Genomic DNA, 25375 nt, shown 5'->3' on the forward strand with positions numbered 1-25375 from the left:
CGCACGTTGCGCGCTTCATATATATTTCACAGAAATCATCGCTCCTGCACTGCGATGTAAGACAACCGACTTACCTCACGCGAAAGCCTCTGGGGGACAATAGCATGTCGGTAAAGGGATTAGACAGCGCCTGCTGTCGAGTGGTCTGGCGAGTCAGGCCATATAATGGTAAAGCCTGTGGGCTGAATCCGGGTCTATGGCTTAGTGCGCTGCCGGACATTCTACTTCAAGAACTTCCACAAGACATCATCAATATGGTAACCAAGTTCTGCGCGGGCTATTGACTCAGCAGCACGGCTACTGCAATTTCTTTGAAGGCTGGCGCATCCAATACATCATACAATTTTCCATAGCTAAAACGCTGGCTCGCAAGTTTGACATCAGCCTCAAGAAAGTGTTCGCTCGCTACAGTAAGCGGCTCTCGGTGACCTATGAAAACACCAAGGAATACGCTCGATCTGTCAGCCTGGCTCTGTATACATCGTTTGCGAGGCGTCAGCATGTATCACAGGAAAACGAAGAAGAAGCTTGTTAAGCCGTACTCACCGATTATCACTGTCAAGCTTGCAATCAACCGGCGTCAGATTCCTTTATGCGATCACTGTTTTACCAATGTCAATACGAACAGACTTCAACTCAATCAGGTTAACCGACGATAATTCATTTGGAATATGGAGAGCCGTATGCGGTTAACGTCGCTTGTACGGTTCGAGAAGGGGCGAGTTACTTTGCTAATCGCCTATTTCATTGTTATGCTAAATTTCTCCCCGACAAAGTCGATATACTTAGCATGTGGTATTCGCTTACACAACAATAAACTCCTACCAGCAAGGTATACTGGTAGGAGTCATCACCGCATTAGCGGATTTAATGGCGAACTCCATCGCCGCTATTTATAAATAATTATTACTAAATTATCTACATTTTTCAATTTCAATATTATGCTCTTTTTGCCAATTTGTCAATATTTTTTCTGAAAGTTCCTGAAACCTTAAAAGACATGGACTCTGCCTCATTGTGAGAAATAATGAGAAGGAGTAGAACTACTGCAGTAACCTCCTTACCAAAATACTAAAGACTATCATGTGGGAATCTCAAAATAAAAATTAGTTTAATGGTCATTCTCCGCAAGCTCCTGTACATCGGCTCGCCAACACAACAGTACATGGAATTACCGCCTTTAGATCGAGAGACCGTGTGTGTTATTATTGTAGTGCTGATGATTATTACCCGCATTATTACGACTTACCAATATTCTGCAACTATAGAATGTCCCAAATCATCCCAGCCCCACAAGCCCTATCCTACCTAGAACGTCCCTTCGCTTCTTCTTACACATATCAATTTTGGAATAGGTTATCTTTGGATACAAGTCAAGGCTCCCGCCTCTATAGGCGGCGTTCATTCAGGTGGAGTAGACTCTCCACCTGAATCCCAATGTTTCAGCTATGCTGAAACGAGTTCACTGACTGCTCCTCTGCTTCTTAATTTCTATCAACTTCTTACCCCATTTGGCAAATTCATCAAGAACTGGCAAAAGTGTCTCCCCAATCTCTGTTAATGAATATTCAACACGTGGCGGTATTTCGTTGTACTGCACTCTATTAACAATTCCACTTTCCTCAAGTTCTTTAAGTGAACTTGTTAACATCATATTAGTTATTCCTACAACACATTTTTTTAATTCATTATATCTAAGCGTCCCGTTTTGACAAAGCACCCAGAGTATCGGTAGTTTCCATTTACCCTCTATAACCTTTAACGCGAATCCTACAGGGCATACATCATCATCTTCTATTGAAATAGTTACTGTATCTTTCACGTTTTACTCTCCTATACTCATAAAAAACTTACTTAGTAATAATAATCTGCATACTTGCTGTATTATTATTAGCACTTATAATTATACTATAGGAAATAAATTAATTCTATATTGGAGGTTACTCTATGAATGAAGTTCTTACATTTCTTCAGGACTGCGGAACATTTTTCATTTCCACAGTGGAAGGCAATCAACCAAAGGTTCGTCCATTTGGCTTTGTAATGGAGCATAACGGCAAGCTCTGCTTTGCTACCAGCAACCAAAAACCGGTCTATGCACAATTAAAGGCCAATCCAAACACTGAAATTTGTGCAGCAACTAAAGATGGACGCTGGCTGCGTTTAAGTGGTAAAACCGTATTCTGCACTACAAAAGAAGCTAAGGCTCAAGCACTAGAGCTGATGCCTATGCTAAAACATATGTATTCTGTCGATGATGAGATTTTTGAAATCTTCTATCTTGAGAATGGGATCGCAAATTTTTATTCTATGAGTGGCGAAAATAAAACCGTCACCCTATAATTTGCCAAAGAACCAGGAGGGCCAAAATTGGCCTCCTGGTTCTTACCGTTATTATCAATATCCATCTTAATGGCGGAAGGCTCTTTCGTCAGCCCCGGCATAGTCATACTATCGCCAGTAATGGCCACTAAAAACCTGCGCCGGCAGCAACTCTTATTTCGTGAACAGTAATGAGGGCTGTCTCTAGAGACAGCCCTCATTACCTAACAGACAAACTTAGAATAAATAATCAATCTGGCAACGAGTATAATTATCGATATCTGCATTGGTAGAAACCCTTTTAGCATTAAAGCCGTAGAAAGTTGTAAAGGTGATATTTTTGGCGATTGCCTTGCTGCCGATAAGCGCCCAGCCTTTTGCATCACTCACCGAGCCAACCATAGAGGTAGTATAAATACTATTATTGACGCCGGCTTCAAACTTACGGTAGTCAGCAGCCACACTCCAGGAACCGGGTTTGGCCGGATTAGCGGCGCCATAGGTCAGGCGATAATGGTAAAATTCTGGTTTTTGCCCATTTGTCTCAATGTCATTACGACCATAATCAGCATACAGGGTAACAGCCGGTGACAGCTTCGATGTAATATTCAGCGACGTTACATCAAATTTGCTGTCAGCACCAGTCTGTTCCTTAAACCACCAGGCACCGGCAGTAGTAGCCGGACTGACCGGATAAACAGCTTGTACAAAGAAAGCATCTTTAATCTCACCACTGGTAGTTGTCGCTGGGTCTGACAGGACAGTGCCTTTTTGCATAGCCGCATAAGGACCAAAATTAGCAAAACCTGCGGTCACTTTTAACATTTTACCTGCCGTAACTTTAAAACCATCAACCCCACCGGTGGTATTCATCCAATAGCCACCGGGATCCATTATTTGGCTAAAACGGCCAACAGTTACCGTAGTACCGTAAACACCTTTGGTGGTTAATGCGGCATCGGCCACATTGAACCGGTCAGCATCATTGCTGGTTTTGTACGTTCCCATTTCTGAATGGTTGAGACCGACGAATCGCCCGTAAAAGCTGGTATTGTCATTAATATCTGCTTTTAAATTGAAGCGTAAGCGCTCAGCAAATTTAGTGTTGCCTGAACCATCATCAATCCACCGCAGACGGGCGTCACCACTAACGGCTATACTGCCGATTTTTTTTTCCAACTTGGTAACACGTACGCCTAAATTTTCCAATTCACTGGCATATTCTTTTGATAACTTATCAATAAGTACTTTATTTTCCGCATCGGCTTTATCAGCATTCCAGATAGCCCGTGCCACCATATGTGCCATTTCATAACGGGTAATGGCCTTGTCACCGTAGAATTTGCCATCGCCATAACCGTCAATAATTCCTGCCTTCACCAGCTTATTAACGGCATCGTAAGCCCAATGCTGCGTTGGAACATCACCGAAAGGGTTGGCTGGCGCTGCCAGCGCGGTACCAGCAATACTAAGAATAAACATGAGTGCCAAAAGAGTAACTAGTTTTTTCTGCATTGGTATTCCTCCTATTTTTTGTCTGCTATTCACTATACATGTTGTTAGCAACCTGCCCCAGCTCACTGGCTAAAATAGCTAATGTTTGGCTGGCTCGCGCCATTTCCTGAATTGACGCCGTCTGACTGCCAACAATGGTATCCAGCATATTACTTTTAGCGGCAAGTTTGTTAATGGCGGCCCGAATACTGTTTAGGGCCACTGTGATTTCTTTAACCGAACTAGCACTAGCCGTGGCTAATTTACGAACCTCTTCTGCTACCACGCCAAAGCCACGGCCCAAATCACCGACCCGGGCCGCTTCAATAGCAGCGTTGAGTCCTAATAAATTGGTTTGGTCGGCTATATTTTTAATAAAACTGACAATTTCATCTGTTTGATTACTTGCCTTGGCCAATTCCTGGCTTAACAGCTCCAGGTCATTGCTTGTATTCGCAACAGTCTGCGCGCCTGCTGCCATTTCCTGCATACCTGCGGTGAGTTCCTGCGCGGACGAAGAGAGATTGGCAGCTACCGACGAGACCTCATGTTGCTTATCAAGCAGTTGGGCGGTGGTTACACAGCCGATCACCTTGCCCCCCTCTTTAATAGGCAACGCACATGCCACATAAGGTATTCCATAAGGCGACTTGTCCTGAGGTACTATTTTAATTACCCGTTCGCCGGTTGCCAGACAATCCAGGCTTGTTTGCCCCTTAACCGGCTTACCGATGTGACTTTCCGATTGATTTTCAATCAGCCTTGATACGGAACCAATAATGATCCCGTCTTTTATCACCATAACACTCATTTTCCCGATAATGATATCAGGCAGATAGGAACAAAATTCAGCAAACATGTCTAGAATCTCGACTCCAGTGCGTTGCTGTACTGCTATTACTTGTTCTGTCATTGTCCTCTCCTTGACGGTATCAAAACAAAATTCAAAAAAACTTTTGCTATTTAGTGAACCCGCCTACTATCTGACTTGTTATCGACATTCTCTTACTGGTTTTTATAATTTTATGTAAATACCAATTAGTATCCCCCCACCCTTTTATAGCATCTATATAGTATCCAACAATGATTTGCAGGCATGCCAATAGCAAGTCTTGATTGGATTTCCTATACTTATCTGAATTTGCTTATATATTAGCAAACAAATAATTTGAATTCTGCAAACTTATTTACAAATTCAGAAATTTTTGTACTATAGATAACTACCAGCTATGCTAGTGAGAGGAACGCATTTTAGCGATTTTCATTACAAAAAAAAAGCTGACTCCAGCGTCAGCTCCAATACCTCATCTTCATGTGCCTTATAGTTTTGCTACCATCACTTATTGCGCATATTCCAAAAGACGGTCCATATTATTTATAACCAGACTTCGTTTACTCATATGTCCAATGATTCCCTCACGTTTAAGCTGTGCAATGGCATTATTCAAAGTTACCCGGTGCACGCCCAAAATAAAAGCCAGTTCCTGTTGGGAAATTCCCTTAGAACATATTTTTTTGTGACTAACTAGATTATCGCTTTCCTTTTGTAATATATATAACAACACTTTGCATATCCGATTTGGCAGAGATGCTAAATCACCGCCACGATTGACCCCCAGAAATATCTTGTAGGCCATACTTTGCATAAGATTTGCCACCAGTTCAGGATAGTTACTTACTATCTCTCCATTGAAACAGGATCGGGAAAAAGTGTATATTTCACAATCTTCCATGGTCGTTAGCATATTACACATATTAGTGATCGGTCGCCTGTCAAAAAAGGGCGCTACGCCAAAAACGTTGCCTCTTTCGATATACCACACAATCTTTTCGTCGCCGTCCTTATTTAGCTTGGAAAATTTAATCTGACCGTTCCGTAGATAGTACAGATGATTTACAGGCTGACCGTTACCAAGTACAATACTGCCTTTTTTATAAAAATGCTGCTGTCCCAACTGCAAAACAGATTCCCATAGGATATTCTGCTTACTGATCCAAGGTGAATAATAATCCTGTATTTGATTGGTTAGCATGATGACTTGTCTCCTCCTATTCCTCAAACACTTCTGTACTATATATTATTTAAGTATTTTGACATTTACTAGTATGTTTTGTCAATTTATGCATTAAGTATACTAATTATAAACTTTCTTTACCGAAATCTCAAGTTAACAACCAGCAAGTATTTTTAGTTCACTGTTTTTCAATCGCACCAGCATACTATTGCTATCTAGTTGTACTATAGTACAACCGGTAGCTATAATCTGTAACAATAACTACAATTTTGTTTTTTTATTTTTCAAACAATTTGTGTGGTTTACGTGAAAAATCCGTTCCCTGCTAAATAATGCACAATACATTATAGCAAATTGGAACGGATTTATAATACTTCTTACGTTTGCCAGGCTTTGCGACAGACTTTAGTCGGTGCGTACCAGGTTATCTTTCAGTCGTTCCTGTAAGACAGCAATGTCGATAGCATGTACGCTGCCGGTACCGGCAAGATCTAAAGCATGGGCTGCCGCCATACCAGTCGCGATACATGGCCCGTGAACACGAACACTGGAGAGGGCATCTACATCGGCATCAATACAACGTCCGGCTGCGACTAGGTTATCAATATCAGGTGGCGTTAACGCACCCAATGGAATATAATGCACATGATTTTCCGCAAAAGGCTGCCAGATGTAACCTTCGGATTTGTCATGCAGCTCAATTGGCCAAGCTGTGCGCCCAATAGCATCGCTGAAATGCGTACCCGCAAATACATCTGCGGTAGTTAACTGTTGACGACCAACAATCCAGCGCGTCTGCCGAACTCCTGGCAAACCATAAGCCCGGATGCGGGCTTTGCCATAAGCCAGCGGAAACTCTTTTCTAAGAAAGTCAACAACCAAATCAATCTGATCCTTGCCTTCAAGGGCTTTCGCCGATGCCGCCAACGGCTCAAGGGGAGTCTGGACATGGGTCATGTTAAGCACTGAAGTCCCTCGTGCCGGAAAAACGAAAACGATACCATCAGTACGCACCAAGCCGTACTCTTTAGCTTTTTCCCGCTGGCGGGCAGTGAGTTCGTCCCTCGTTGGATGATTATTAACATCTATCCCGTCCAATATGGCCGTATGAGAGCCATACACGTCTCCTGTTAGCCTACGACAGGGAAGACCTGTCTGCCAGGTCAGTGCCGCGTCACCGGTGGCATCAACGAAACCATTAGCAGCAATACGCACATCACCATAACGGGTAGCAATCTCCAGAGTGGTTATGCGTCGCTCCTTACTAGTTACTCCCCGCAAAATGCCACCGAGAATAACTGTTATGCCGGCAGCTTGCACTGCCTTTTCAATCCACCGAGACAGAGCAGTCTCATCGTATAGAGGTACCTTGTGATCCCGCCGACCTTCAGGGTAATACAAGCCGCCCGTAGCCGCAAGATCTCGTAGAATGTCATCGGCAATCCCATGTGTAAACTGATAAAAATGCGGACCGTCCGAAAAAAGACCGCAAAAAGTCCCGATGATCGAATTAACGACTTGACCGCCAAGCATTGGTAACCCATCAATCAATACAACCTTACGACCGAGGCGAGCCGCTTCAAGAGCAGCGGAAATGCCGGCCATACCTGCACCTACAACGCAAATATCTGCCGTGACTTCCTGTACCGGTTCATTAACTGCCTTACGTACCGTCCGGGTCGCTGTTTTAGCATCTTTTTCTTCTAGCATGATAACACTCCTTAGTTAAATCCCGTTCCGCTAGACCTCATTACTCCGTTCCAATATGACGCATCTGCTGCAGAATAACCTTGTTGTACAAACAATGCAGGCATCCAAGTGGTAAAAGAACAAGGCACTGGAACTGACGATATAATAGATCCGGGCGAGTAAATTTGATATTTTCCACCTAACCTTGCCAGTCATAACAACAGCCTTTTGAACTCAACCTACAGTTATATCATAATAAAATAACTAATGACAAATCTGCAAAATAATTTACAAAATTAAAAAGTTTATTGCGCTTTGGCTGGCACCGATTTTCGCCAACAAGTAAATGATCTCTTGCCGTGCGAGGTACAACCTAGCTAGTGCTTGTTTACAAAAAGAAGCTGTCCTGAAACATAAGTTTCAACACAGCCCCAAACTATTGTCTTCAAACTTGAAGCTCACCGGCTCCAGCAGCCCTAAATTTTTTTTGTTGTTTAATACTGCTAGGTCATCAGATTGCTGGTTTTGGTTTGGTGTCCGAATGCTTAGATTTATAGAAGAACATAATCAGGACTGCGACTATTGTCGCACATACAAAGACTGATCCCGATACTAAAAACTGAGATTTTGGACCTTGTAGCCCAAAGACAGCAACCAAGAAAGTTAAAAGGAAAGGCGATAAAAATTGTCCCATTTTCATGCCAGCGATATATAAACCAAGAGCAGACGGTACTGCGTCCTTTTTAACAATACCTGTCAAAGTCAAGACAAATGCCGTATTATACGTTCCAAATGCAAAACCATCAAGCACCGCCGCTAAATAAAACATAGAAAGTGAAGTGGCATTATAGAAAATACCAAAGGCAATCGAAAATAAAACCAGCGTAAAGGGTAAAGTAAATCGTTTGAATAGCTTGTTAACCGGTAAATAAGTCAAACCCGCAAGTGCGCCGAATAAAGTGAATGTTGAAATAACCAACCCTGCATCAGACGGAGTTCCAAGCTTCATTTTCGATATTACTATAGCCGTATTTAACTGCACGGCAAGATAAAAAACATTAAAAAATAAATTCCATATTATCAAGCCATATGCTTCGATATTTAATTTAGCTTTCGCTATATGTTCCTCTTGCTGAATTTCACTTTTGGGCAATTTAAAGAGTATGATGAGAAACGGGATAATCATTATGAGATAGCCCCAGAATGCAGTTCGCCAATAAATAGAAGCCAGATAACCGCCAATAGCCGCGAAAGTCATGCTCCCAATATTCCCTACAGTACCTTTAATCCCCATCATGCCATCTTTATCGCGTCCTGTAAAGAATTCAATAATTACGTTGGTAGCAAGGGGGAACATTAACCCTGTACCAAGTCCTGTTATAAACCTACAAACCAAAATTACCATAATATCGCCGCCGAAAGCAGGAATGAGTGATCCAATCGAAGATATAGCTATCCCCAGTAGTGCAATATTCCTACTAGACATACGTCTGGCCAACCAGCCATAAATTAAGGCGATAAGAGCCGTAGCTAATGATGTAATTGTCGAAACATTCTGGATTATAACGGTAGGAGTATCAGGAAATGCTTTGGCAATGGCGCCAAGCGCCGGATTATAGAAAGACATGGTAAACATAAACGGCGCAACCGATAAGCATGCCGCTCTCAGCCAAAAATTATTCAGTTTTTTGCCCATTTCTTCCATCCTTTCACATTAAAACAGTTAAAAATAATAGAGTATTATTTCATATTGATTAAAGACTACCGTAATATGACTTCCCGGTTAAGAGAAGTCATATTACTTGTCTTCATCTATCAGCTATTTCTTATCAACGTCCACAAGGACAGCACCCTTATTCAGCGGCGAAACACAGCTCTGGTAAATTGACAGCCATCCACGTTCTTTCCTACGGAAGTCTTGTGCGTGCTTGCGGCGTTCTGCAAGCACGTCTTCCGACACTTCAAGATCAACAATACGTTGCTCCACATCAATCGTGATCAGATCGCCGTTCTCCACCAAAGCCAGCGGGGTGCCGTCCATCGCCTCGGGAGAAATCTCTCCCACCAGCAAAGTTTTATTGACAAGTCCTGACAAAAGGCCATCGGTAACCACCGCGACCTTCCCGGTCAAACCTGCGCCATCAAGAGCGAAGATAAAGTTGGAAGCCTGTCCCATTCCCGGGGTAGTCTTAGGGCCAAGCCCTCTGACTACTGCCACCATGCCGGCTTTGATTTCGCCTTTCTTCAGACCTTCCATAGCTTCTTCCCCTGATTGGTAAATGATGGCCGGTCCGGTGAATTTCATCGGCCGATCGTTAGCAACAGCCAGCTTGATAATGCCATAACCCGGAGCTAGCGATCCTTTAACCATTACAATAGCCGGACGATAGGCCAGAGCACGGTCTAACGGACGAATAATTTCCTCATCGGCTACTTTCACGTTCTGAAGAACCTCTCCTAACGTTTGACCGGTAAGCGTCTTTGCATCCCTAAACATTAAGCTTTCCAGCTGTTTCATCAGCGCCTGCGCACCGCCTGCGGCCTCAAGTTCCTCAATTGTATGCTCACCATTGGGGCGAACCGCAGTCAAAAGCGGAATCTTTGGGCCATATTTGTCAAACAATCCAAAGACATCCACATCGAGTTCCGCCTCGGTGGCAATTGCCTGAAGATGTTTTACTGTATTGATTGAACAACCTGCTGACAGCATTAACATGACCGCATTGGCAAAGGACTCCGGTGATAGGATATCACGAGGTTTCATGTCGTCCCAGACCATCTGCACGATTCTCTCGCCCGCTGTCCGTACCGCATCCCACATCTTCCGACTATTGGCTAATAGCGGTGTGCTGCCGGGAAGTGCCAGTCCTAATGCTTCTGTCATCATATGCGTGGAATTCGCCGTACCCAACCCAGGACACACACCTGGTCCCTGGATGGCAACCTCGGTCATTTCTGTCAATTCTTCCAGCGTGATCCGTCCGGCTGCGTAATGTCCGGCTTGTGCAAAGACATCCTCAATATCCATATGCTTGCCACGATATTTACCAGCCGGCTGATAGCCACAGGCAAAAACAAGGGTTGGAATGTTGAGCCGGGCTGCCGCCATTATTTGACCCGGCACAGTCTTGTCACATGATGCTAAGCAGATCATACCATCAAGATATGCCCCTTCGACTTGGGCTTCAATATCGTTTGTGATTAGATCGCGCCCGCCTTGAATATACCCACCGTGGCCGCCCACAACGGTAATAAAGTCGCTTGGTGCCGAAGTACGCACCTCAAATGCTAACCCGCCCGCAGCATAGATTGCCTCTTTCATTTTTTTTGCTATATCGTCAAGATGACTAAAACAGATTGCTAGATTTGAAGAAGAATTCACGATCGCGATTTTTGGTCTTTTCATTTCCTCGTCTGTGATTCCAAGCGCCCTCCACATTGTTCGCCGTGTTGCCCACCGTGGACTGCCTATAGCAAAATTACTGCGCAATTCTCTTTTCATTTTCATTCTTCACTCCTTAGTTATTGAAAATACTAGTAGCTATAAACTCCGATAATTACTCAAACCCTCCTTTATTACCATCTCTGGCTCTAGTTCCCTTTGACCTTATAATACGTGATTGAGCAGATATAAATCTGTAATTATTCTTACACTTTTGAAAATTTATCACAATTGCACCTTAAAGTGTATGATATGTTTCTTTCATTAAACTAACTGTTATAAGACTATTCATTGCCGCAAATTCAAATTTTAAACAATACAAGAGGTGCGAAATATCCATTGGCAAAATAAACAGAGAACCAGGAACGCCATAATTAGCTTCCTGGTTCTCTGTTTATTTTGTATGCTTAGGGAAGTTAAAACAACCCTACAATCTTACCGCTATTATCAATATCCATCTTAATGGCGGAAGGCTCTTTCGGCAGCCCCGGCATGGTCATAATATCGCCAGTAATGGCCACTAAAAAACCTGCGCCGGCAGCAACTCTTATTTCGCGAACAGTAATGGTAAAGCCGGTTGGACGTCCCATTTTAGTCATATCATCACTCAAGGAATACTGGGTCTTAGCCATACAAATTGGGGTTTTATCAAAGCCCAGAGCAGTCAGTTCCTTAACTGTTTTCTCTGCCGCAGCAGTGTAGTTTACACCGTCAGCGCCGTAAATTTTGGTGGCGATAGCCGCAATTTTATCTTTTATCGGAGCTTGTTCATCATAAGCAAAAGTAAAATTATTGGGTTTCTCACAGGCAGCCAGCACTTTTTCCGCCAGTGCCTGTCCGCCTAAGCTGCCTTTAGCCCATACTTCAGATAATGCTACCTCGGCACCCATTGCATTGCATTTTTCTTCAACAAAGCCTAACTCTTTAGCAGTGTCGGTTGGAAATGCATTGATAGCTACTACTGCTGGCAGGCCAAATTGCTGAATATTTTCGATATGTTTGGTAAGGTTGGCAAGTCCTTTTTCCAGTGCCGCCATGTTTTCGCCAGCCAGCTCATTCTTGGGAACACCGCCATGCATCTTGAGGGCACGAACGGTAGCCACAATAACAACTGCACTGGGCTTGAAACCAGCAAACCGGCATTTAATATCAAGGAACTTTTCCGCACCTAAGTCAGCACCGAAACCTGCTTCAGTAACGCAGTAATCAGCCAGTTTAAGCGCATATTTCGTAGCAGATACGCTGTTGCAGCCATGGGCAATATTAGCAAATGGACCGCCATGAACAAAAGCAGGAGTGTTTTCCAGCGTCTGTACAAGGTTTGGTTTAATAGCATCTTTAAACAGCAATGTCAAAGCCCCGGTCACTTTAAGATCCTGCGGAGTTACCGGTTTGCCTTCATAGGTATAGGCAACAATAATCCGGCTAATTCTTTCCTTCATATCATCCAGGTCTTTAGCCAAACAGAGAATGGCCATCATTTCAGAGGCTACTGTAATATCAAAACCGGTTTCCCGGGGTACACCATTGGCCTTGCCGCCAAGTCCGCAAACAATATTCCGCAAAGCGCGTTCATTAAGATCAACCACCCGTCTCCAGGTAATACGGCGGGAATCAATGCCGAGAGCATTTCCATGATGAAGATGATTGTCAATAATGGCAGCTAATAGGTTATGCGCCGTAGTAATGGCATGAAAATCACCGGTAAAGTGAAGATTGATATCTTCCATTGGCACAACCTGAGCATAACCGCCGCCAGCTGCACCGCCTTTAACGCCAAAACAAGGACCCAAAGATGGTTCTCTAAGAGCAATAACGACTTTCTTACCTTTTCGCCGCAAAGAATCACCAAGTCCTACCGTTGTTGTTGTTTTACCTTCACCGGCAGGAGTAGGGTTAATGGCAGTAACCAAAATGAGTTTGCCGTTAGGCTTATCTTTAATCCGTTCCCACGTTGTAAGAGATACTTTTGTTTTGTAATTGCCGTAGAGTTCCAATTCCTCGGCAGGAATCATTAATTCCTTAGCCACCTCGGCGATTGGATTCATCTTGGCTTCTTGCGCAATTTCGACATCACTTTTCATAAATAATCCTCCTTGTATGCTGTATTACTTATTTAGTTAATTTTAGCCCTCTGCCCTATCAGCCACCGCTGTGGTTGATCCATGAACTCCGCATAACGGACACATCCAGGTCTGTACTATTAATTGTATTTCTTTGTCGTCAAAATTGTATTTAACTGTACTAATTTTGGAGGTTTTTTCCTCATGTTCACACCACAAAGACCGATTCATATTAGGGCCTCCCTTACCATTTTTTTAAGCGATTTTTTAATTTCAATACCTTTATTTGAGCATTGCTACTGTTTGTATTGTATCGGATTACTCATTAAATTCGCATAAAATTCATAACTTTGCCTATTACAAAAACATAAAAAACACCAACTTATCACAGTTGGTGTTTTTCGACTTCCTTATTAGAAATCATATAACCTACCCCAGGGTAGGTTACTATCAAGCCGCCCTCGTAATCCGCGTGTTTGATTTTTTGACGGATACGGGCTATGGCTACCCGCAGGTATTCAACCTCATCCCGGTACTCACTGCCCCATACATCACTTAGAAGTTGTTCATGTGTCAATACTTTGCCCACATTGGCCATTAATAACGAAAATAGACCATATTCTGTTTCGGTGAGTTTTAGTTCTGTATTGCCTAGCCAAACTCGTCGCTGAGCCAGGTTAAGCGTAACCTCGCCATTTTTTATTTCGCTTGCTGAATAGTTATTAGCTATCCGCTTGGCAGAACGGCGTAAAACAGCCTGAACTCTGGCAAAAAGCTCGTCAAGGGAGAAAGGTTTTGTAAGATAATCATCGGCTCCCATGTTGAGTCCCTGCACTTTGTCAGTTGAATTGCCCCGCGCCGTTAAAATAATAACCGGCACATCAGAAAATGTTCGCAGTCTTTTTAATAATGTAAAACCATCCATCCCTGGCATCATGATATCCAGCAGAATGAGTTCCGGATCTAATAAATCAATGTTTTCCAGCGCCTCCGAACCATTTAGAAAACTATGCGGCTCATAGCCCAGCGATTTGAGATTGGCAGAAATGAACCGCAGTATTTTCGGTTCATCGTCAATAATAATTATTTTACGTTTCTTCATACTTATCACCATCACAATTGTATTGAGGTATTGAAATAGTAAATACGCTCCCTAGCCCTTGGCTGCTTTCCGTTCTGATGCTGCCCCCATGGGCCTCGAGAATCCCTTTACAAATTGCCAACCCTAACCCTGTACTGCCGCTTGGGCGTGTTTTTCCATTTTCCACACAGTAAAATCGGTCAAATATTTTATCCAAGTGCTCTTTATTTATCCCAATACCATTATCTGCTACGCTGATATGCACATATTTTTCATCACAGCTGGCTAAAATTTTGATTTGCGGACTACGCTCATTATAACGGATGGCATTTGTAAACAGATTTAACAACACCTGGGCCAAACGAATTCTGTCACCATAGATAAAAGGCAACGTTTTCTCTACCGTTGATTCGATCGTTACTCCGCTGGCAAAATGTTTGGGCAGCTTTTTAATGGCATTATCCACAACAACACTTGGCCGCACAGGTTCCCGGTCTAAACCAATGGCTTTGGCATCAATCCGGGAAATATCCAGCCAATCGTTAACCAATTCCTGAATACGGTCAATATCTTCATGAATTCCTGTTAACATTTCTCGTTTGAAGTCTTCCTCCCATTCAGCGTCTACACGCAACAAGGTTTCAACACTGCCTTTAATGCTGGTTATGGGTGTTTTGAATTCATGGGATACCATGGAAATCAAATCACTCTTGAGCTTATCAACTTCTTGCGCTTTAGTAACATCCCACCAAACAAAGCCTTTGCCAATGGTGTAATTTTCATCACTAGTAACAGGAAACGCTGACAGCATCATATATTGCTGCCCATCTCCACTCAATAATTTGAACTTATAAATACCATATTTCTGCCTGGCTTGTTTAATAATTTGCCTGTCAGCCTCAGATAACCGACCTGCAATTGCATCAAAAATATATTCTTCCGGCAAGCCGCGCAGCGTGTCACCGGCAATACCGAGCAGCTTGGCCATACGTCCATTAGCGTACGCTACTTCTCGCCTATTGTCAACTAACGTAATGGCATCATTCATGCTTTCCAAAACAGCTTTTAAAACAGCATTATTTTTTTGCAGTGTTTGTGACAACATTTCCTTTTGGATAATCATCCCGGCAGAGCAGGACAATGTTTCCAGGAAATTCTTATCTGCTTGACTTAGCGGGGAATTGGACACTACCAAATGTCCAAAAGTGGTATTGCCTGAGCGAATAGGCTGAATATAGTACCTGTGCGCGTTTTTATGCCTAGGTCTAGCCGCCGCTTCGTTGTCATTAATGCCGCTCATGTCCTCAGCGAAAGGCCCCATTAAAGATACTACCGGTTTGGTAAGGTACAAATTTACCTTAACCCCTGACAGCTCAAAAAACTGTCTGAGGCATCCCTCGATAATCTTTGCCCCTCCTGGGTAGGGTGTGGTAGGGGTGATTAACTGATTTAGTATGGCAAGCTCATGATTGGTTCTCTGTATGCTTTCGGTTCGTTCTTCTACCCGCTGCTCCAGTTCAGCATTTAGCTCAAGTAGCGCGTTCTGGCCTTCTTTGGTTTTCTGGGCCATTATGAAAAACTGTTCGGCCATCATAGGAAACTCACAGGGGGCAAAACGTGGAAAACTAACCGGCTTAATCTCATAGCCTTTACTCATTACTTCCTGAATATATTCCACAAGAATTTTGAGCGTATTATTTATCCGTTTTGCATGGAAATAGCCTACCAAAAGGGTGAACACCAAAGTAATACTAATGTTGAAAACTACCGACTCCAATGAGGGATCCTTGGTCTGCATTAGTTGAAGAGTGCTGAGAAAAATTACTGGAATTATAGGGATAACGGCAAAAGCAATCCAAAGATGGGCTTTAATTGATAAACTATTCATGTTCTCCTCCCTGCCATAGATAAAAGAACCAGGTCTCCGCAACACGGTTCCTGGTTCTTTTTAGGTTCTCCTACTACTCTTCGCTATTAAACAGTATAAGTCCTACATAGGACACTGTATTCTTTCCATTATAGTACGGAATTCCACAGGTTTTTTCTAAATGAATAACATCAATTCCATAGGCCTCCACTGACGCGAAGGCTTCTTCCGGAAATCGGCAGGGCTCATTATCCAAATAGGCACATTTAGCACAGAATTCGCAGGAACCTGCATTTAAGGGAAGAACTTTCTGCATTTTATGTTTATTTTTTACACTAGCCAAAATGTCTCGAAACACGCCATCATGAATCTTCTTGGCAGCCAGCATGCCTTTCCAGTCAAATGAACTTTTCATCTGATGGACAGTCTGGAACAAGAGTCCGTGCGTATACTGACAGGCCCGCGCTTTCAATTCATCAAACGGTCCGACAGCAGGCGGGCATACCCAATTGGTATTATATTTTCTGCATACATTTTGCTCGCAGGCTTTTCTAAAGTCCGCGACAAATTTGATTTTCGCTACCTCGGCAATGGCCGCATGATCGGCTTTAGCTGCTAAGGCATCCTGTACTAATTCTTCATTACTATCAACCATGTAAATTACCTCCCTGCTTGCAAGACTAATACCATCATTTCCTGGCAGCTTCTGCGTTAGCAAAAATTTTAATGTATTTAATCACATAGCTATCAGCTAGTTTATAAATATTATATATACATCTATATAATATTTGAATACATACAGCTTGTCAAGAATACTTATAAAGTAGCAGCCTGACAGTCAATGGCTGTCAGGCTGCTACTTTTATAATGTCGATACTAGTCCTGTACTTTTATTTACCGGTAGCAGCTGAAATCATAGCTTTAACATTCTCTACTTTTGCATTTGGTGGTACGGAACAACCGGAAGAGAGTATGAAGCCGGGGCCCATATCTTTAACCAATTGCGTAGAATAGTTATATACCTCATCTGGTGTACCCAGTGCCAACTTGGCTGCTGGAACATCGCCCTTAATGCACATCATATCGCCAAGGACTTCTTTTACTTTGTAAATATCAGTGGCACTATCTGTTTCAAATATGCATTTTCCTTTTGGCAGAGTGCGGAAGAACTCAAGATCCCGTCCCCAGTTAGAATCAATATGGATATCGGCTGCCGCCCCTTCTTCGATAATTACATCAATTGTTTCTTTGAGATATTTCCAAACAAAACGCTGCCACAGTTTCGGCGAGAAAAACTCACTGGCGCCACGAGCTGGAGACATAAAGACAATGGAGGAATTTGTAGCCCTGATTTGCTGACGCAATGTCTCCAGGCTTTCTTTTTGAATAACATCCAAAACAGCCTCTACTTTATCAGGAATTTTGTAGAGATCATGCATGAATTTGGGCATTGAACGACCGCCGCCGAGCAGTTCCGGAACAGCTGTAGCAATAATCGGCGAGTAGACCATATAACCGGCATCTTCGAAGTTTTTAACAAACTGAGGAGTTTGCGCTAATTCTTCCATCGTCCGGCCAAGCGGGTAATGCAGCCGATTTACTAAATAATCCTGCATAAAAGGCGCCCAGCCCTTAGCAAGAATCGTATCATAATCTTCGACTTTCATTACTTCCTTTTCATCAAGCTGCCATAAGGCATTTTCCGGCAATTCCTTGCCGGGAAGTTTAACATGGGTCATAAATATTAACGGAAACACCGGCCCTGCGGCAAAAACCGAATTCATGCCGTCAATATCACCCAGTGCTTTTGCAGAATTTAACATTGTTTGATTCTGCATGGCAAGGCTTGAACAAAAATCAGCCATCTTTACACCCATATGAGTAGCGCAAAAAGCATCAGCCATTATTATTACCGGTGTTCTATCAGGTTTTTCCAAAGAAATGGCTTTATGAACTCTGGTTTTACGTTCTAAAAGTAGTTCTTGTGCTGTTTTCATAAATGTTCACTCTCCATAAAATTTTATCTTTTGCGGCGAGTTAAGACTCCCGCCGATGTTTCAGCTATGCTGAAACAAGTTCACTATCCGATTACTGCATGCCCAGTATTCCCAATGGGTAGCTACGGAGTCTTACGCTTCATATTCATGGTACACCTGTCTGATAATTTGGTCAAATTCCTGTAATTCCACAAACTATTCCTAATAATCATAGATATTTTAGCAGACACTACCTTTTTTGCGTCTGCTATATTATTATTGTAATAGATAGCTTGTCCAATCAAGAGGAGGATATATACTATGGATATACGCAATTTGCGTTCTTTTATAACGGTTGCACAGTATCTCAGCTTCACCGAAGCTGCCAAACGAATCTATATCGGACAGTCGGCCCTAAGTAAGCAGATTGCCGAGCTTGAAGAAGAATTAGGCGTCGAATTGTTTATCCGTCACCACCGTTCACTTGAACTAACACCAGCCGGGAAAACTTTATTACGTGAAGGCAATAGTCTTATCGTAAAGGTGGGCGAAGTCATTGAAAAGACCCGGCAAGCCCAACGCGGCATACGCGGCAGCCTAAAAATTGGCTGTTTTGGGATCGAAGGTGTTTTTCTTCCTCATGCCCTGAAACGATTCAAAGCACTTTACCCTCAAATAAGCATAGATGTTCGTATCCTCACCCTCAAAATGATTGAGGATGACTTGGATCAGGAAGAATTAGATCTTGGTTTTGTTGTCATGCTTGGGGATAATTTAAAACCTTCCCGGTTTATGCAGCGTTTAGTTCACCGTTGCCCGTTATGTTTTCTTTTGCCTAATAATCACCCTTATGCTGATGAAGCCTCTATTGATATCTCGGTTTTAGCTCAAGACCCCTTTATCCTGCTTTATGAAACAGAATGCCGGCAGGGATATGACTGGTTCATCGATTTTTGTGGGAAACGGGGATTCACACCAAATATACCCATTAAATCGACTCGTATGGAAAGTATATATTGGTTAGTGGAAGCAGGTATGGGTGTTTCCTTTATGTTAAAAGATCCAAAGTTAACCCAGACTATTCCCCCTAGCATTTCTATCGTCGGCATGCAAGGAGAGGATGCTTATAATAACATTATGGCTACCTGGAAAAAGGAGCACCACAACCCTGCTGTCTCACTTTTTTTGAAGGTACTTGATAATATAGATATTGGATTACAGTTACCCTTAGAAAACCCAGGTTAACTGACTAATCAAGAATTTCTGACTCTTGTCGGCTAAACCATCGCCGCCTACTTTTATAGCTTCCAGATCTCCATAGATGAACGAAAGCATCGCATGTGGCGCAACCGTTACTTCAACCCCGTACTCAAAACCTTTTACATCATTGATACTGCTGCCTTGAGCAGGATATGTCCAGTTATTTGGAGCCGATAATGCACCAGTATATTGATGCGAATCAAAACCATTGTCACCTTTCCGGTAACCTACCCATGCACCTGCTGACCCTACTGCGAACGGATTTGCACCTTTATATTTTGCCTTAATATACATTCCCTTAGGAGAATTGCCGTCATTTACAGCTTTAGCATTGACTGCAGTGTTTACACCATACTCACCTTTCAGGTTGATATTAGGTATCCCGGTATATTCTAATCCCACTGCTTTTGAATTATAATACTCTTTATGTTTATCGGCATTATAAGCAAATAACATGCTTGTATGCTCGTTCAATTTAAACTGCGTATCGGCTAACAGCCATGAGTAATCTGTTTTTTTACCAGAATAAATAGTTGTTTTTACATCTTTGCCGAAGCTCACTTTTCCGCCATCCAGGTAGGGCGCACTAAATAATAATCCTTTGCCAATTGTTGGCGCAAATCTTCCTGCGGCCCACTCAAAGTTACCATTTTTGCTGGCATAGTACGCTTCCTCAAACTCCATCGGACTATCAGTTCTCGTATCGCCTCCGATAGAGTCATTGCCGATTATCGCGTGAAAATAATGATTGCTGTCAAACTTTTTGTCGATAAATACGTACAAAGCAGAGCGGAGTTCCGATTTATCAGCTGGTTGACCAGTATAATACGGGTCACCGCCAAGCGCTGCGTCAGGTACAAGTGCACGCGGATTCTTGGTCCATTCATGCCTGATTTGTGCAACACCAGTGATTTTCAAACTATTGGCATCTTTATCTTCCAGGTTCTTAACACGTACACCTAAACCTGACAATTCGTTAGAAAATTCAGTTGATAGCTTCTCCAGTAACGCCTTGTTTTCGGCATTAGCCTTATCTTCCTTCGTTAGTGCATTAGCCACAATAAGCGCCATTTCATATCTGGTCATAGTTTTATCACCGCGGAAAGTACCGTCGCCAACACCATCGACTATGCCGGCATTAGCTAGTTTGGTTACGGCATCATACGCCCAGTGCTTAGACGGAAGGTCGCTAAAGCTATTGTTTGCAGCGAAAGCCATATTGGAAATACAGAAAATCATCATAATAACTAAAGCAATTAACGGCTTTTTCATTATTTCCCCCACCTGTTCTTTTTGTTTTTTTAGATTGTTCTACTGTAGGAAATGTTTACTAGCACGAATCCAATTATTGTCATACTGGAATAAGCTGCGTACTAAAAATTGCTGGCTTTCTACATAAATCCCCCCCTGCATTAATTTGATACTAGGTAAGCCTATGCATGAGACAACACTGTCATATTCACATAACCTAGTGCAATCTTGCATGCATTTCATATTATATATGTTATCCACATATACCAAGTGTCGTCAAATTCCTATAATTCCGAAAACTATGCCCAACAATCATACTAAACTTATTTGTTTTTTACTTAAATTGCCAATTTCTTTTTCGACTGGGAGACAGCCTTGATACAAAAAAAGTTCTGAACCCATTAAATAACGGATTCAGAACTTTTTCTTTTGTGTTTTTACTTGTTGGCACACAATTGTAAGGCTATATTTTGACTAAACTCCTGCTGATTACTACCACTGCAAATATCACTCATTGCAACAGCTTTTCCTGGTTCCAGGATCAAAAATTCCTCATCCCACTCCCCTCGCAGCAGCTTATAAAATAAACGCAGCGAACCAGGAATGACTTCATGACACATATTGAGCCGTTCAGCAAGCTCTTGGGTCTGTGGTAATACATTTTCAACCGGATAAGCACCTGTATCAATCAGCATAAAACGTTTATAATGTCCCAGCAAGATTTTCATTATCTTGGCGGTTCTAGACTGCCCATAGCGCTTGATACAACGGTCATATTCTCTGAGCAGATTATCCTCATACTCCAACCAACCTTGCGTTAGAAAGTAGGTTCCCATTTCCTTGGTTATATTTTTTCTGGCTTCACACGATCCCAATAGCAAAGGAATGCAGTCATCCACCTTGGGAAGCACCAGTTTGGTCTTATCAGACTTAATACCAAGCAGACTATTGCCACAATAGCCAAATAACAGTAGGATGACATCAACATTATCAATCCGATTGATTTCTTCCTGAATTCTGTTATGCAATAATTCAGGTGTTTTGTGTAGTCCGGATTCAACATAAATTATTGGGAAATCTACCCTGGTCTCTTTGATTGCCAAGGTAAGTTCCGCCTTGAGTGTCTGGCATGCTAATATTGCCGTCCTCAACTGCTCACTTCCTTTACGAAGATTGCATAATTCGCTTATTATTTACAAGAATATTCCGACATAATTCGTTTACCTTGGTACAATCAGTAGCCCAATAATCGGCTCCTGTATAGTTTTTTACACTTTCATTGACCAATCCACCAATGATGACCGTAGTCCGGGAACGAAGTCCGGCTTCTTTCAACAACGCAATTGTATTTTTCATGGAATCAAAAGCCTCGGTAATAAGTCCAGTTAAACAGACAACCCGGCTATTATACTTTTCAATAGCTTCAATAAATTTGGGTCCAGGTACATCAACCCCCAGATCACAGATGTCAAAACCGTTATAACGCATAATACCTGTTGTGATATTTTTGCCAATATCGTGAATGTCATCTTCCACCGTTCCAAAAATAACAGTGGGATAGGAAACTACAGCTGTAACCACCCGATCTTGATTTACCAGGGTCAGCACATCTTTAAAAATTTCAGAAGCCATAATTAGGTCTGATAAAAAATACTCGCCTTTACTGTAAAGCTCGCCTACCCGGTCAGTCCCTATTCTGATTTCTTCCAATAGAACATAGGGATTAATCCCCATCTGGAGACCTTGTTTAACTAGATTCATCACCATGGTTTCGTCTAGTCTGGCCATAGCACCAACTAACATCTTTTGGATTTTTAGCATAATCTCACAACCTTCCTGAAAGTGGGTATGAGGTAGCCTTTAATTCAAATCGGTCTTTGTGACAAACCATAATGGATACACCCAGCGGTTTGTCCTCTTTAGCATAAATAACTTGTTTTACTACCAATGCCGGTAGTACTTCCTCTGCTTCTAACAATTTAGCCTGCTCAGCAGACAAAACTGCCACCGATATTACCATATCATTGCGAACAGGTACACTATCCTGATGTTTAGCAACCAATTCAGGGAAATCCGCATATTCCAGTTGTGTTTCCAAAAGTGGTTTTCCTTTTTGGTACCGCAGAAACTTTTCCTCAATAGCCACAGGTAACTGATCTTTGAACAGTAAGCGTTTTACTGCAATAACATTGGTCTCCCCGGAAAGGCCCAATTCATGAGCTAATTCCAAGTTATTACGAATTAAGTTGACGCTTACAAGCTTATACCGTAGCTGCTCTTTGCTGACACCACTGTTCGTTAGATCAATAACCAACTGATTTAGGCGGGGACGGGTAACAAAACTGCCTTTGCCTTTAACTGTAGCAATTAAACCAGCCTCTGCCAGCAGGGCTATGCCTTGCCGTACAGTCATCCGGCTTATGGCGTATTGCTCGCCGAGCTGTGCTTCTGTCGGAATCAAATCCCCGTCTTTTAACACACCAGCTTCAATTTGCTGTTTTATGTCGTCAGCCAAACGATAATAAACCGGTATCAGGTTCTCACGACTTCTCATAGTACCCTTCCTTCGAAAGCCAACACTGTCTATTTAGCGATCTATACATCTATATATAGTTTACACGAAAGCTAATACGTGTGTCAATTTTTCATTACATAGCTAAAAATATTCGAACCTGTTAATGAAGAAAGCCTTGGAATCCTGACTTTGTCAGGTTCCAAGGCTTCCTCGGCTACAAATCGGTAGCAAAAAAATATATAGCTAGCTATTATTTCCGGCGTTTTTTCAGTTCCTCAAACAGCTCACTTGGCGTAATATTGTGGTTGGCTAAGAGTACCAGGCAGTGATACCAAAGATCAGCCATTTCATACAGAATCTCAGCTTTGTCGTTATTCTTCGATGCGATAATGGTTTCGGCGGCTTCTTCACCGACTTTTTTCAGAATCTTATCCTGTCCTTTTTCAAACAGGTAATTGGTATAAGAGCCCTCTTTAGGGTTATGCTTGCGGTCGTTGATGACATTGTAAAGCTCATATAATACGCCAGCCAGCGGCTCTTTATATACTTTATCCGGATCAAACAGTTTTGCCGCCTGCTCGGTATCAGCATCCAGCCTGCGGCTAAAGCAGGAGAATGTTCCTTCATGACAAGCTGCTCCGGTTTGACTTACTTTAACTAAAATAGTGTCTGCGTCACAGTCATAATACATTTCTTTTACAGTCTGTACATGGCCGGAGGTTTCACCTTTCTGCCAGAGCGCACGGCGGCTGCGGCTATAAAACCAGGTTACACCGCTTTCCAGTGTTTTGCTCAATGCCTCGGCATTCATGTAGGCTAGCATCAACACCGTTCCGGTAACTTCATCTTGAATAATTGCCGGCACTAGGCCGTTAGCATCATATTTTATGGTATCTATATTCATAATCTCATTTCTACCCCCCGTGATCTAAGATATTCTTTAACCTGCCCGACAGTAAATTGACCATAATGGAACACCGACGCTGCCAGTACCGCATCGGCCTTCCCGGCTGTTAATACGTCATAAAAATGTTCCATCTCGCCTGCACCACCAGACGCAATAACCGGTACATTGACAGCCTCAGATACTGCCTTGGTAAGGAGAATATCATAGCCATCTTTGGTGCCGTCTTTATCCATACTTGTTAGGAGAATTTCTCCGGCTCCCAGCTCAGTAGCCCGCTTGACCCATTCTAACACATCAATGCCTGTCGGCGTCCGGCCACCATTAACATAGACTTCCCAGGTATCCTGGCCGGACTTGCGAGCATCGACGGCCAGCACAATACACTGGCGGCCAAAACGTTTAGCACCTTCGGCCAAGAGTTCCGGATTTTTGACAGCTGCCGTATTAAGGGAAACCTTATCGGCTCCGGCTTTAAGCATTGTCCTGATATCCTCTACCGTACGGATACCACCACCCACAGTAAAAGGAATAAATACTTCAGCAGCTACCTGCTCCACTACATCTACTATGGTCTTACGCTTATCAGAGGAAGCTGTGATGTCTAAAAAAACCAGTTCATCAGCTAGTTTACCATCATATACCTTAGCTAGTTCCACCGGGTCGCCAGCATCCCGTAAACCAACGAAATTTGTGCCTTTTACCACCCGCCCGTCTTTGACATCCAGACAGGGAATAATTCGTTTGGTATACATTAAGCTCTGCCCTCCTTGGCCAGACGAATAGCGGCTGCTACATCAACGGCACCCGTGTAGATGGCTTTGCCGACAATAACACCCTCAATACCGCCCTCAGTATTAGCTGCTTGGAGGGCCGTAATATCGTCAGTACTTTTCACCCCGCCAGAGGCAATAACCGGAATACCGGCTGCCTTAGCCAGCGAGGCGGTTGCCGCCACATTAACACCCTGCAGAGTGCCATCCCGTGATATATCAGTGTAAATAATGCGAGCCACACCAGCATCAGCCATCTTCTTGGCTAGTTCCTCTGCGCCCACACCGCCGGATACTTCCCAGCCATCTACAGCCGCCTGACCATCGCGTGCGTCAATACCCACAACAATCTGACTGCCAAAATGGCGGCAGGCCTCCCGTACCAGTTCGGGGCTACGGACAGCAACAGAACCTAGAATTACCCGGCTAACACCAGCTTTAAGTACTTGTTCTATATTGGCAAGTGTACGAATACCGCCGCCTAGTTGTACCGGAATATTCACTGTCTCTACGATAGTGCTGACTACTTCAAGATTAACCGATTTGCCGGCTAATGCGCCGTCCAAGTCAACGACATGAAGGTACTCGGCCCCGGCAGCCGCCCATTTGCGAGCCATATCAGCAGGATTATCGGCAAATACTGTTTCCTTATCAAAACGTCCCTCAGTGAGACGAACACAGCGTCCACCGCGAATATCGATTGCTGGGAAGATAATCATAATC

The 25375-nt window shown here is 43.0% G+C and carries 25 protein-coding genes and 1 riboswitch; of the genes, 4 read left to right on the forward strand and 21 right to left on the reverse strand.

The annotated features are described in order from the left end of the window. Window positions 1-104: 104 nt before the first annotated feature. The gene (locus SALPA_RS29490) at window positions 105-284 is read left to right on the forward strand and encodes a hypothetical protein (RefSeq protein ID WP_222427842.1); all 180 of its coding nucleotides are present in this window, start codon (window positions 105-107) and stop codon (window positions 282-284) included. Then, window positions 281-535, forward strand: a complete 255-nt coding sequence (locus tag SALPA_RS29495) for a group II intron reverse transcriptase/maturase (protein ID WP_222427843.1) — start codon at window positions 281-283, stop codon at window positions 533-535. The genes SALPA_RS29490 and SALPA_RS29495 overlap by 4 nt, the downstream gene beginning before the upstream one ends. A gap of 299 nt (window positions 536-834) precedes the next feature. Next, a riboswitch (Fluoride riboswitch) is annotated at window positions 835-897 on the reverse strand. Between the two features lie 565 nt (window positions 898-1462). On the opposite strand, the gene SALPA_RS02805 is transcribed toward SALPA_RS29495, so the two are convergent. Then, on the reverse strand, window positions 1463-1822 hold the full coding sequence (locus SALPA_RS02805; protein ID WP_145089544.1) for a helix-turn-helix domain-containing protein: 360 nt from the start codon (window positions 1820-1822) through the stop codon (window positions 1463-1465). 125 nt (window positions 1823-1947) lie between these two features. Here SALPA_RS02805 and SALPA_RS02810 point away from each other — a divergent pair, with 125 nt between their 5' ends. Continuing rightward, window positions 1948-2343: a pyridoxamine 5'-phosphate oxidase family protein gene (locus tag SALPA_RS02810; RefSeq protein ID WP_145089547.1), complete on the forward strand. Its 396-nt coding sequence runs from the start codon at window positions 1948-1950 to the stop codon at window positions 2341-2343. On the opposite strand, the gene SALPA_RS32490 is transcribed toward SALPA_RS02810, so the two are convergent. The 13 genes from SALPA_RS32490 to SALPA_RS02875 form a co-directional block, all read right to left on the reverse strand. Next, a complete protein-coding gene (locus tag SALPA_RS32490) occupies window positions 2304-2543 on the reverse strand; it encodes a formate--tetrahydrofolate ligase (RefSeq protein WP_145089550.1) in 240 nt (79 codons plus the stop codon). The two genes, SALPA_RS02810 and SALPA_RS32490, sit on opposite strands and share 40 nt — an antisense overlap. Before the next feature lie 16 nt (window positions 2544-2559). Beyond that, window positions 2560-3837 carry an S-layer homology domain-containing protein gene (locus SALPA_RS30720; protein ID WP_255450737.1) on the reverse strand — a complete coding sequence of 426 codons (1278 nt, stop codon included), beginning with the start codon at window positions 3835-3837 and terminating at the stop codon, window positions 2560-2562. Window positions 3838-3862: 25 nt separating this feature from the next. Continuing rightward, entirely contained in the window at window positions 3863-4729 is an 867-nt protein-coding gene (locus SALPA_RS31770) for a methyl-accepting chemotaxis protein (RefSeq protein WP_145089553.1), read from the reverse strand. Window positions 4730-5156: 427 nt separating this feature from the next. After that, window positions 5157-5849, reverse strand: a complete 693-nt coding sequence (locus SALPA_RS02835) for a Crp/Fnr family transcriptional regulator (protein WP_145089556.1) — start codon at window positions 5847-5849, stop codon at window positions 5157-5159. 387 nt (window positions 5850-6236) lie between these two features. After that, window positions 6237-7541, reverse strand: coding sequence for an FAD-dependent oxidoreductase (locus SALPA_RS02840; RefSeq protein WP_145089559.1), 1305 nt, complete (start codon window positions 7539-7541; stop codon window positions 6237-6239). Window positions 7542-8031: 490 nt separating this feature from the next. Continuing rightward, window positions 8032-9216 (reverse strand): MFS transporter, encoded by a 1185-nt coding sequence (locus tag SALPA_RS02845; protein WP_186450882.1) that lies wholly within the window; start codon window positions 9214-9216, stop codon window positions 8032-8034. A gap of 123 nt (window positions 9217-9339) precedes the next feature. Continuing rightward, entirely contained in the window at window positions 9340-11028 is a 1689-nt protein-coding gene (locus SALPA_RS02850; RefSeq protein ID WP_222427844.1) for a dihydroxy-acid dehydratase, read from the reverse strand. Window positions 11029-11378: 350 nt separating this feature from the next. Beyond that, window positions 11379-13046, reverse strand: a complete 1668-nt coding sequence (locus tag SALPA_RS02855; protein ID WP_145089565.1) for a formate--tetrahydrofolate ligase — start codon at window positions 13044-13046, stop codon at window positions 11379-11381. Window positions 13047-13088: 42 nt separating this feature from the next. Further along, a complete protein-coding gene (locus SALPA_RS28155) occupies window positions 13089-13256 on the reverse strand; it encodes a hypothetical protein (RefSeq protein ID WP_186450883.1) in 168 nt (55 codons plus the stop codon). 154 nt (window positions 13257-13410) lie between these two features. Further along, window positions 13411-14127: a response regulator transcription factor gene (locus SALPA_RS02860; protein ID WP_145089568.1), complete on the reverse strand. Its 717-nt coding sequence runs from the start codon at window positions 14125-14127 to the stop codon at window positions 13411-13413. Further along, on the reverse strand, window positions 14114-15994 hold the full coding sequence (locus SALPA_RS02865) for a cell wall metabolism sensor histidine kinase WalK (protein WP_145089570.1): 1881 nt from the start codon (window positions 15992-15994) through the stop codon (window positions 14114-14116). Before SALPA_RS02865 ends, SALPA_RS02860 begins: the two co-directional genes overlap by 14 nt. 73 nt (window positions 15995-16067) lie before the next feature. Beyond that, entirely contained in the window at window positions 16068-16628 is a 561-nt protein-coding gene (locus SALPA_RS02870; protein WP_145089573.1) for a DUF2284 domain-containing protein, read from the reverse strand. Window positions 16629-16863: 235 nt separating this feature from the next. Then, window positions 16864-17970 (reverse strand): uroporphyrinogen decarboxylase family protein, encoded by a 1107-nt coding sequence (locus SALPA_RS02875; protein WP_145089576.1) that lies wholly within the window; start codon window positions 17968-17970, stop codon window positions 16864-16866. Between the two features lie 300 nt (window positions 17971-18270). Between SALPA_RS02875 and SALPA_RS02880 the strand changes: the two genes are divergently transcribed. Further along, complete coding sequence (locus tag SALPA_RS02880; protein ID WP_145089579.1) at window positions 18271-19194, forward strand: LysR family transcriptional regulator; 924 nt, start codon at window positions 18271-18273, stop codon at window positions 19192-19194. On the opposite strand, the gene SALPA_RS02885 is transcribed toward SALPA_RS02880, so the two are convergent. The 7 genes from SALPA_RS02885 to hisA form a co-directional block, all read right to left on the reverse strand. Then, complete coding sequence (locus tag SALPA_RS02885; RefSeq protein ID WP_145089582.1) at window positions 19177-20481, reverse strand: S-layer homology domain-containing protein; 1305 nt, start codon at window positions 20479-20481, stop codon at window positions 19177-19179. The genes SALPA_RS02880 and SALPA_RS02885 overlap by 18 nt on opposite strands. Window positions 20482-20897: 416 nt before the next feature. After that, the gene (locus SALPA_RS02890) at window positions 20898-21611 is read right to left on the reverse strand and encodes a DUF1638 domain-containing protein (RefSeq protein WP_145089585.1); all 714 of its coding nucleotides are present in this window, start codon (window positions 21609-21611) and stop codon (window positions 20898-20900) included. Window positions 21612-21624: 13 nt separating this feature from the next. Next, entirely contained in the window at window positions 21625-22281 is a 657-nt protein-coding gene (locus tag SALPA_RS02895) for a B12-binding domain-containing protein (RefSeq protein WP_145089588.1), read from the reverse strand. A 4-nt stretch (window positions 22282-22285) separates the two neighbouring features. Further along, window positions 22286-23014, reverse strand: coding sequence for a GntR family transcriptional regulator (locus tag SALPA_RS02900; RefSeq protein WP_145089591.1), 729 nt, complete (start codon window positions 23012-23014; stop codon window positions 22286-22288). Window positions 23015-23225: 211 nt separating this feature from the next. Further along, entirely contained in the window at window positions 23226-23879 is a 654-nt protein-coding gene (gene hisIE, locus SALPA_RS02905; RefSeq protein WP_186450884.1) for a bifunctional phosphoribosyl-AMP cyclohydrolase/phosphoribosyl-ATP diphosphatase HisIE, read from the reverse strand. Continuing rightward, on the reverse strand, window positions 23876-24634 hold the full coding sequence (gene hisF, locus SALPA_RS02910; protein ID WP_145089597.1) for an imidazole glycerol phosphate synthase subunit HisF: 759 nt from the start codon (window positions 24632-24634) through the stop codon (window positions 23876-23878). The genes hisIE and hisF overlap by 4 nt, the downstream gene beginning before the upstream one ends. Then, window positions 24634-25371: a 1-(5-phosphoribosyl)-5-[(5-phosphoribosylamino)methylideneamino]imidazole-4-carboxamide isomerase gene (gene hisA, locus SALPA_RS02915; RefSeq protein WP_145089600.1), complete on the reverse strand. Its 738-nt coding sequence runs from the start codon at window positions 25369-25371 to the stop codon at window positions 24634-24636. The genes hisF and hisA overlap by 1 nt, the downstream gene beginning before the upstream one ends. Between the last annotated feature and the right edge of the window lie 4 nt (window positions 25372-25375).

The sequence above is a fragment of the Sporomusa sp. KB1 genome, from assembly GCF_007830295.1.
Taxonomy (GTDB): domain Bacteria; phylum Bacillota; class Negativicutes; order Sporomusales; family Sporomusaceae; genus Sporomusa.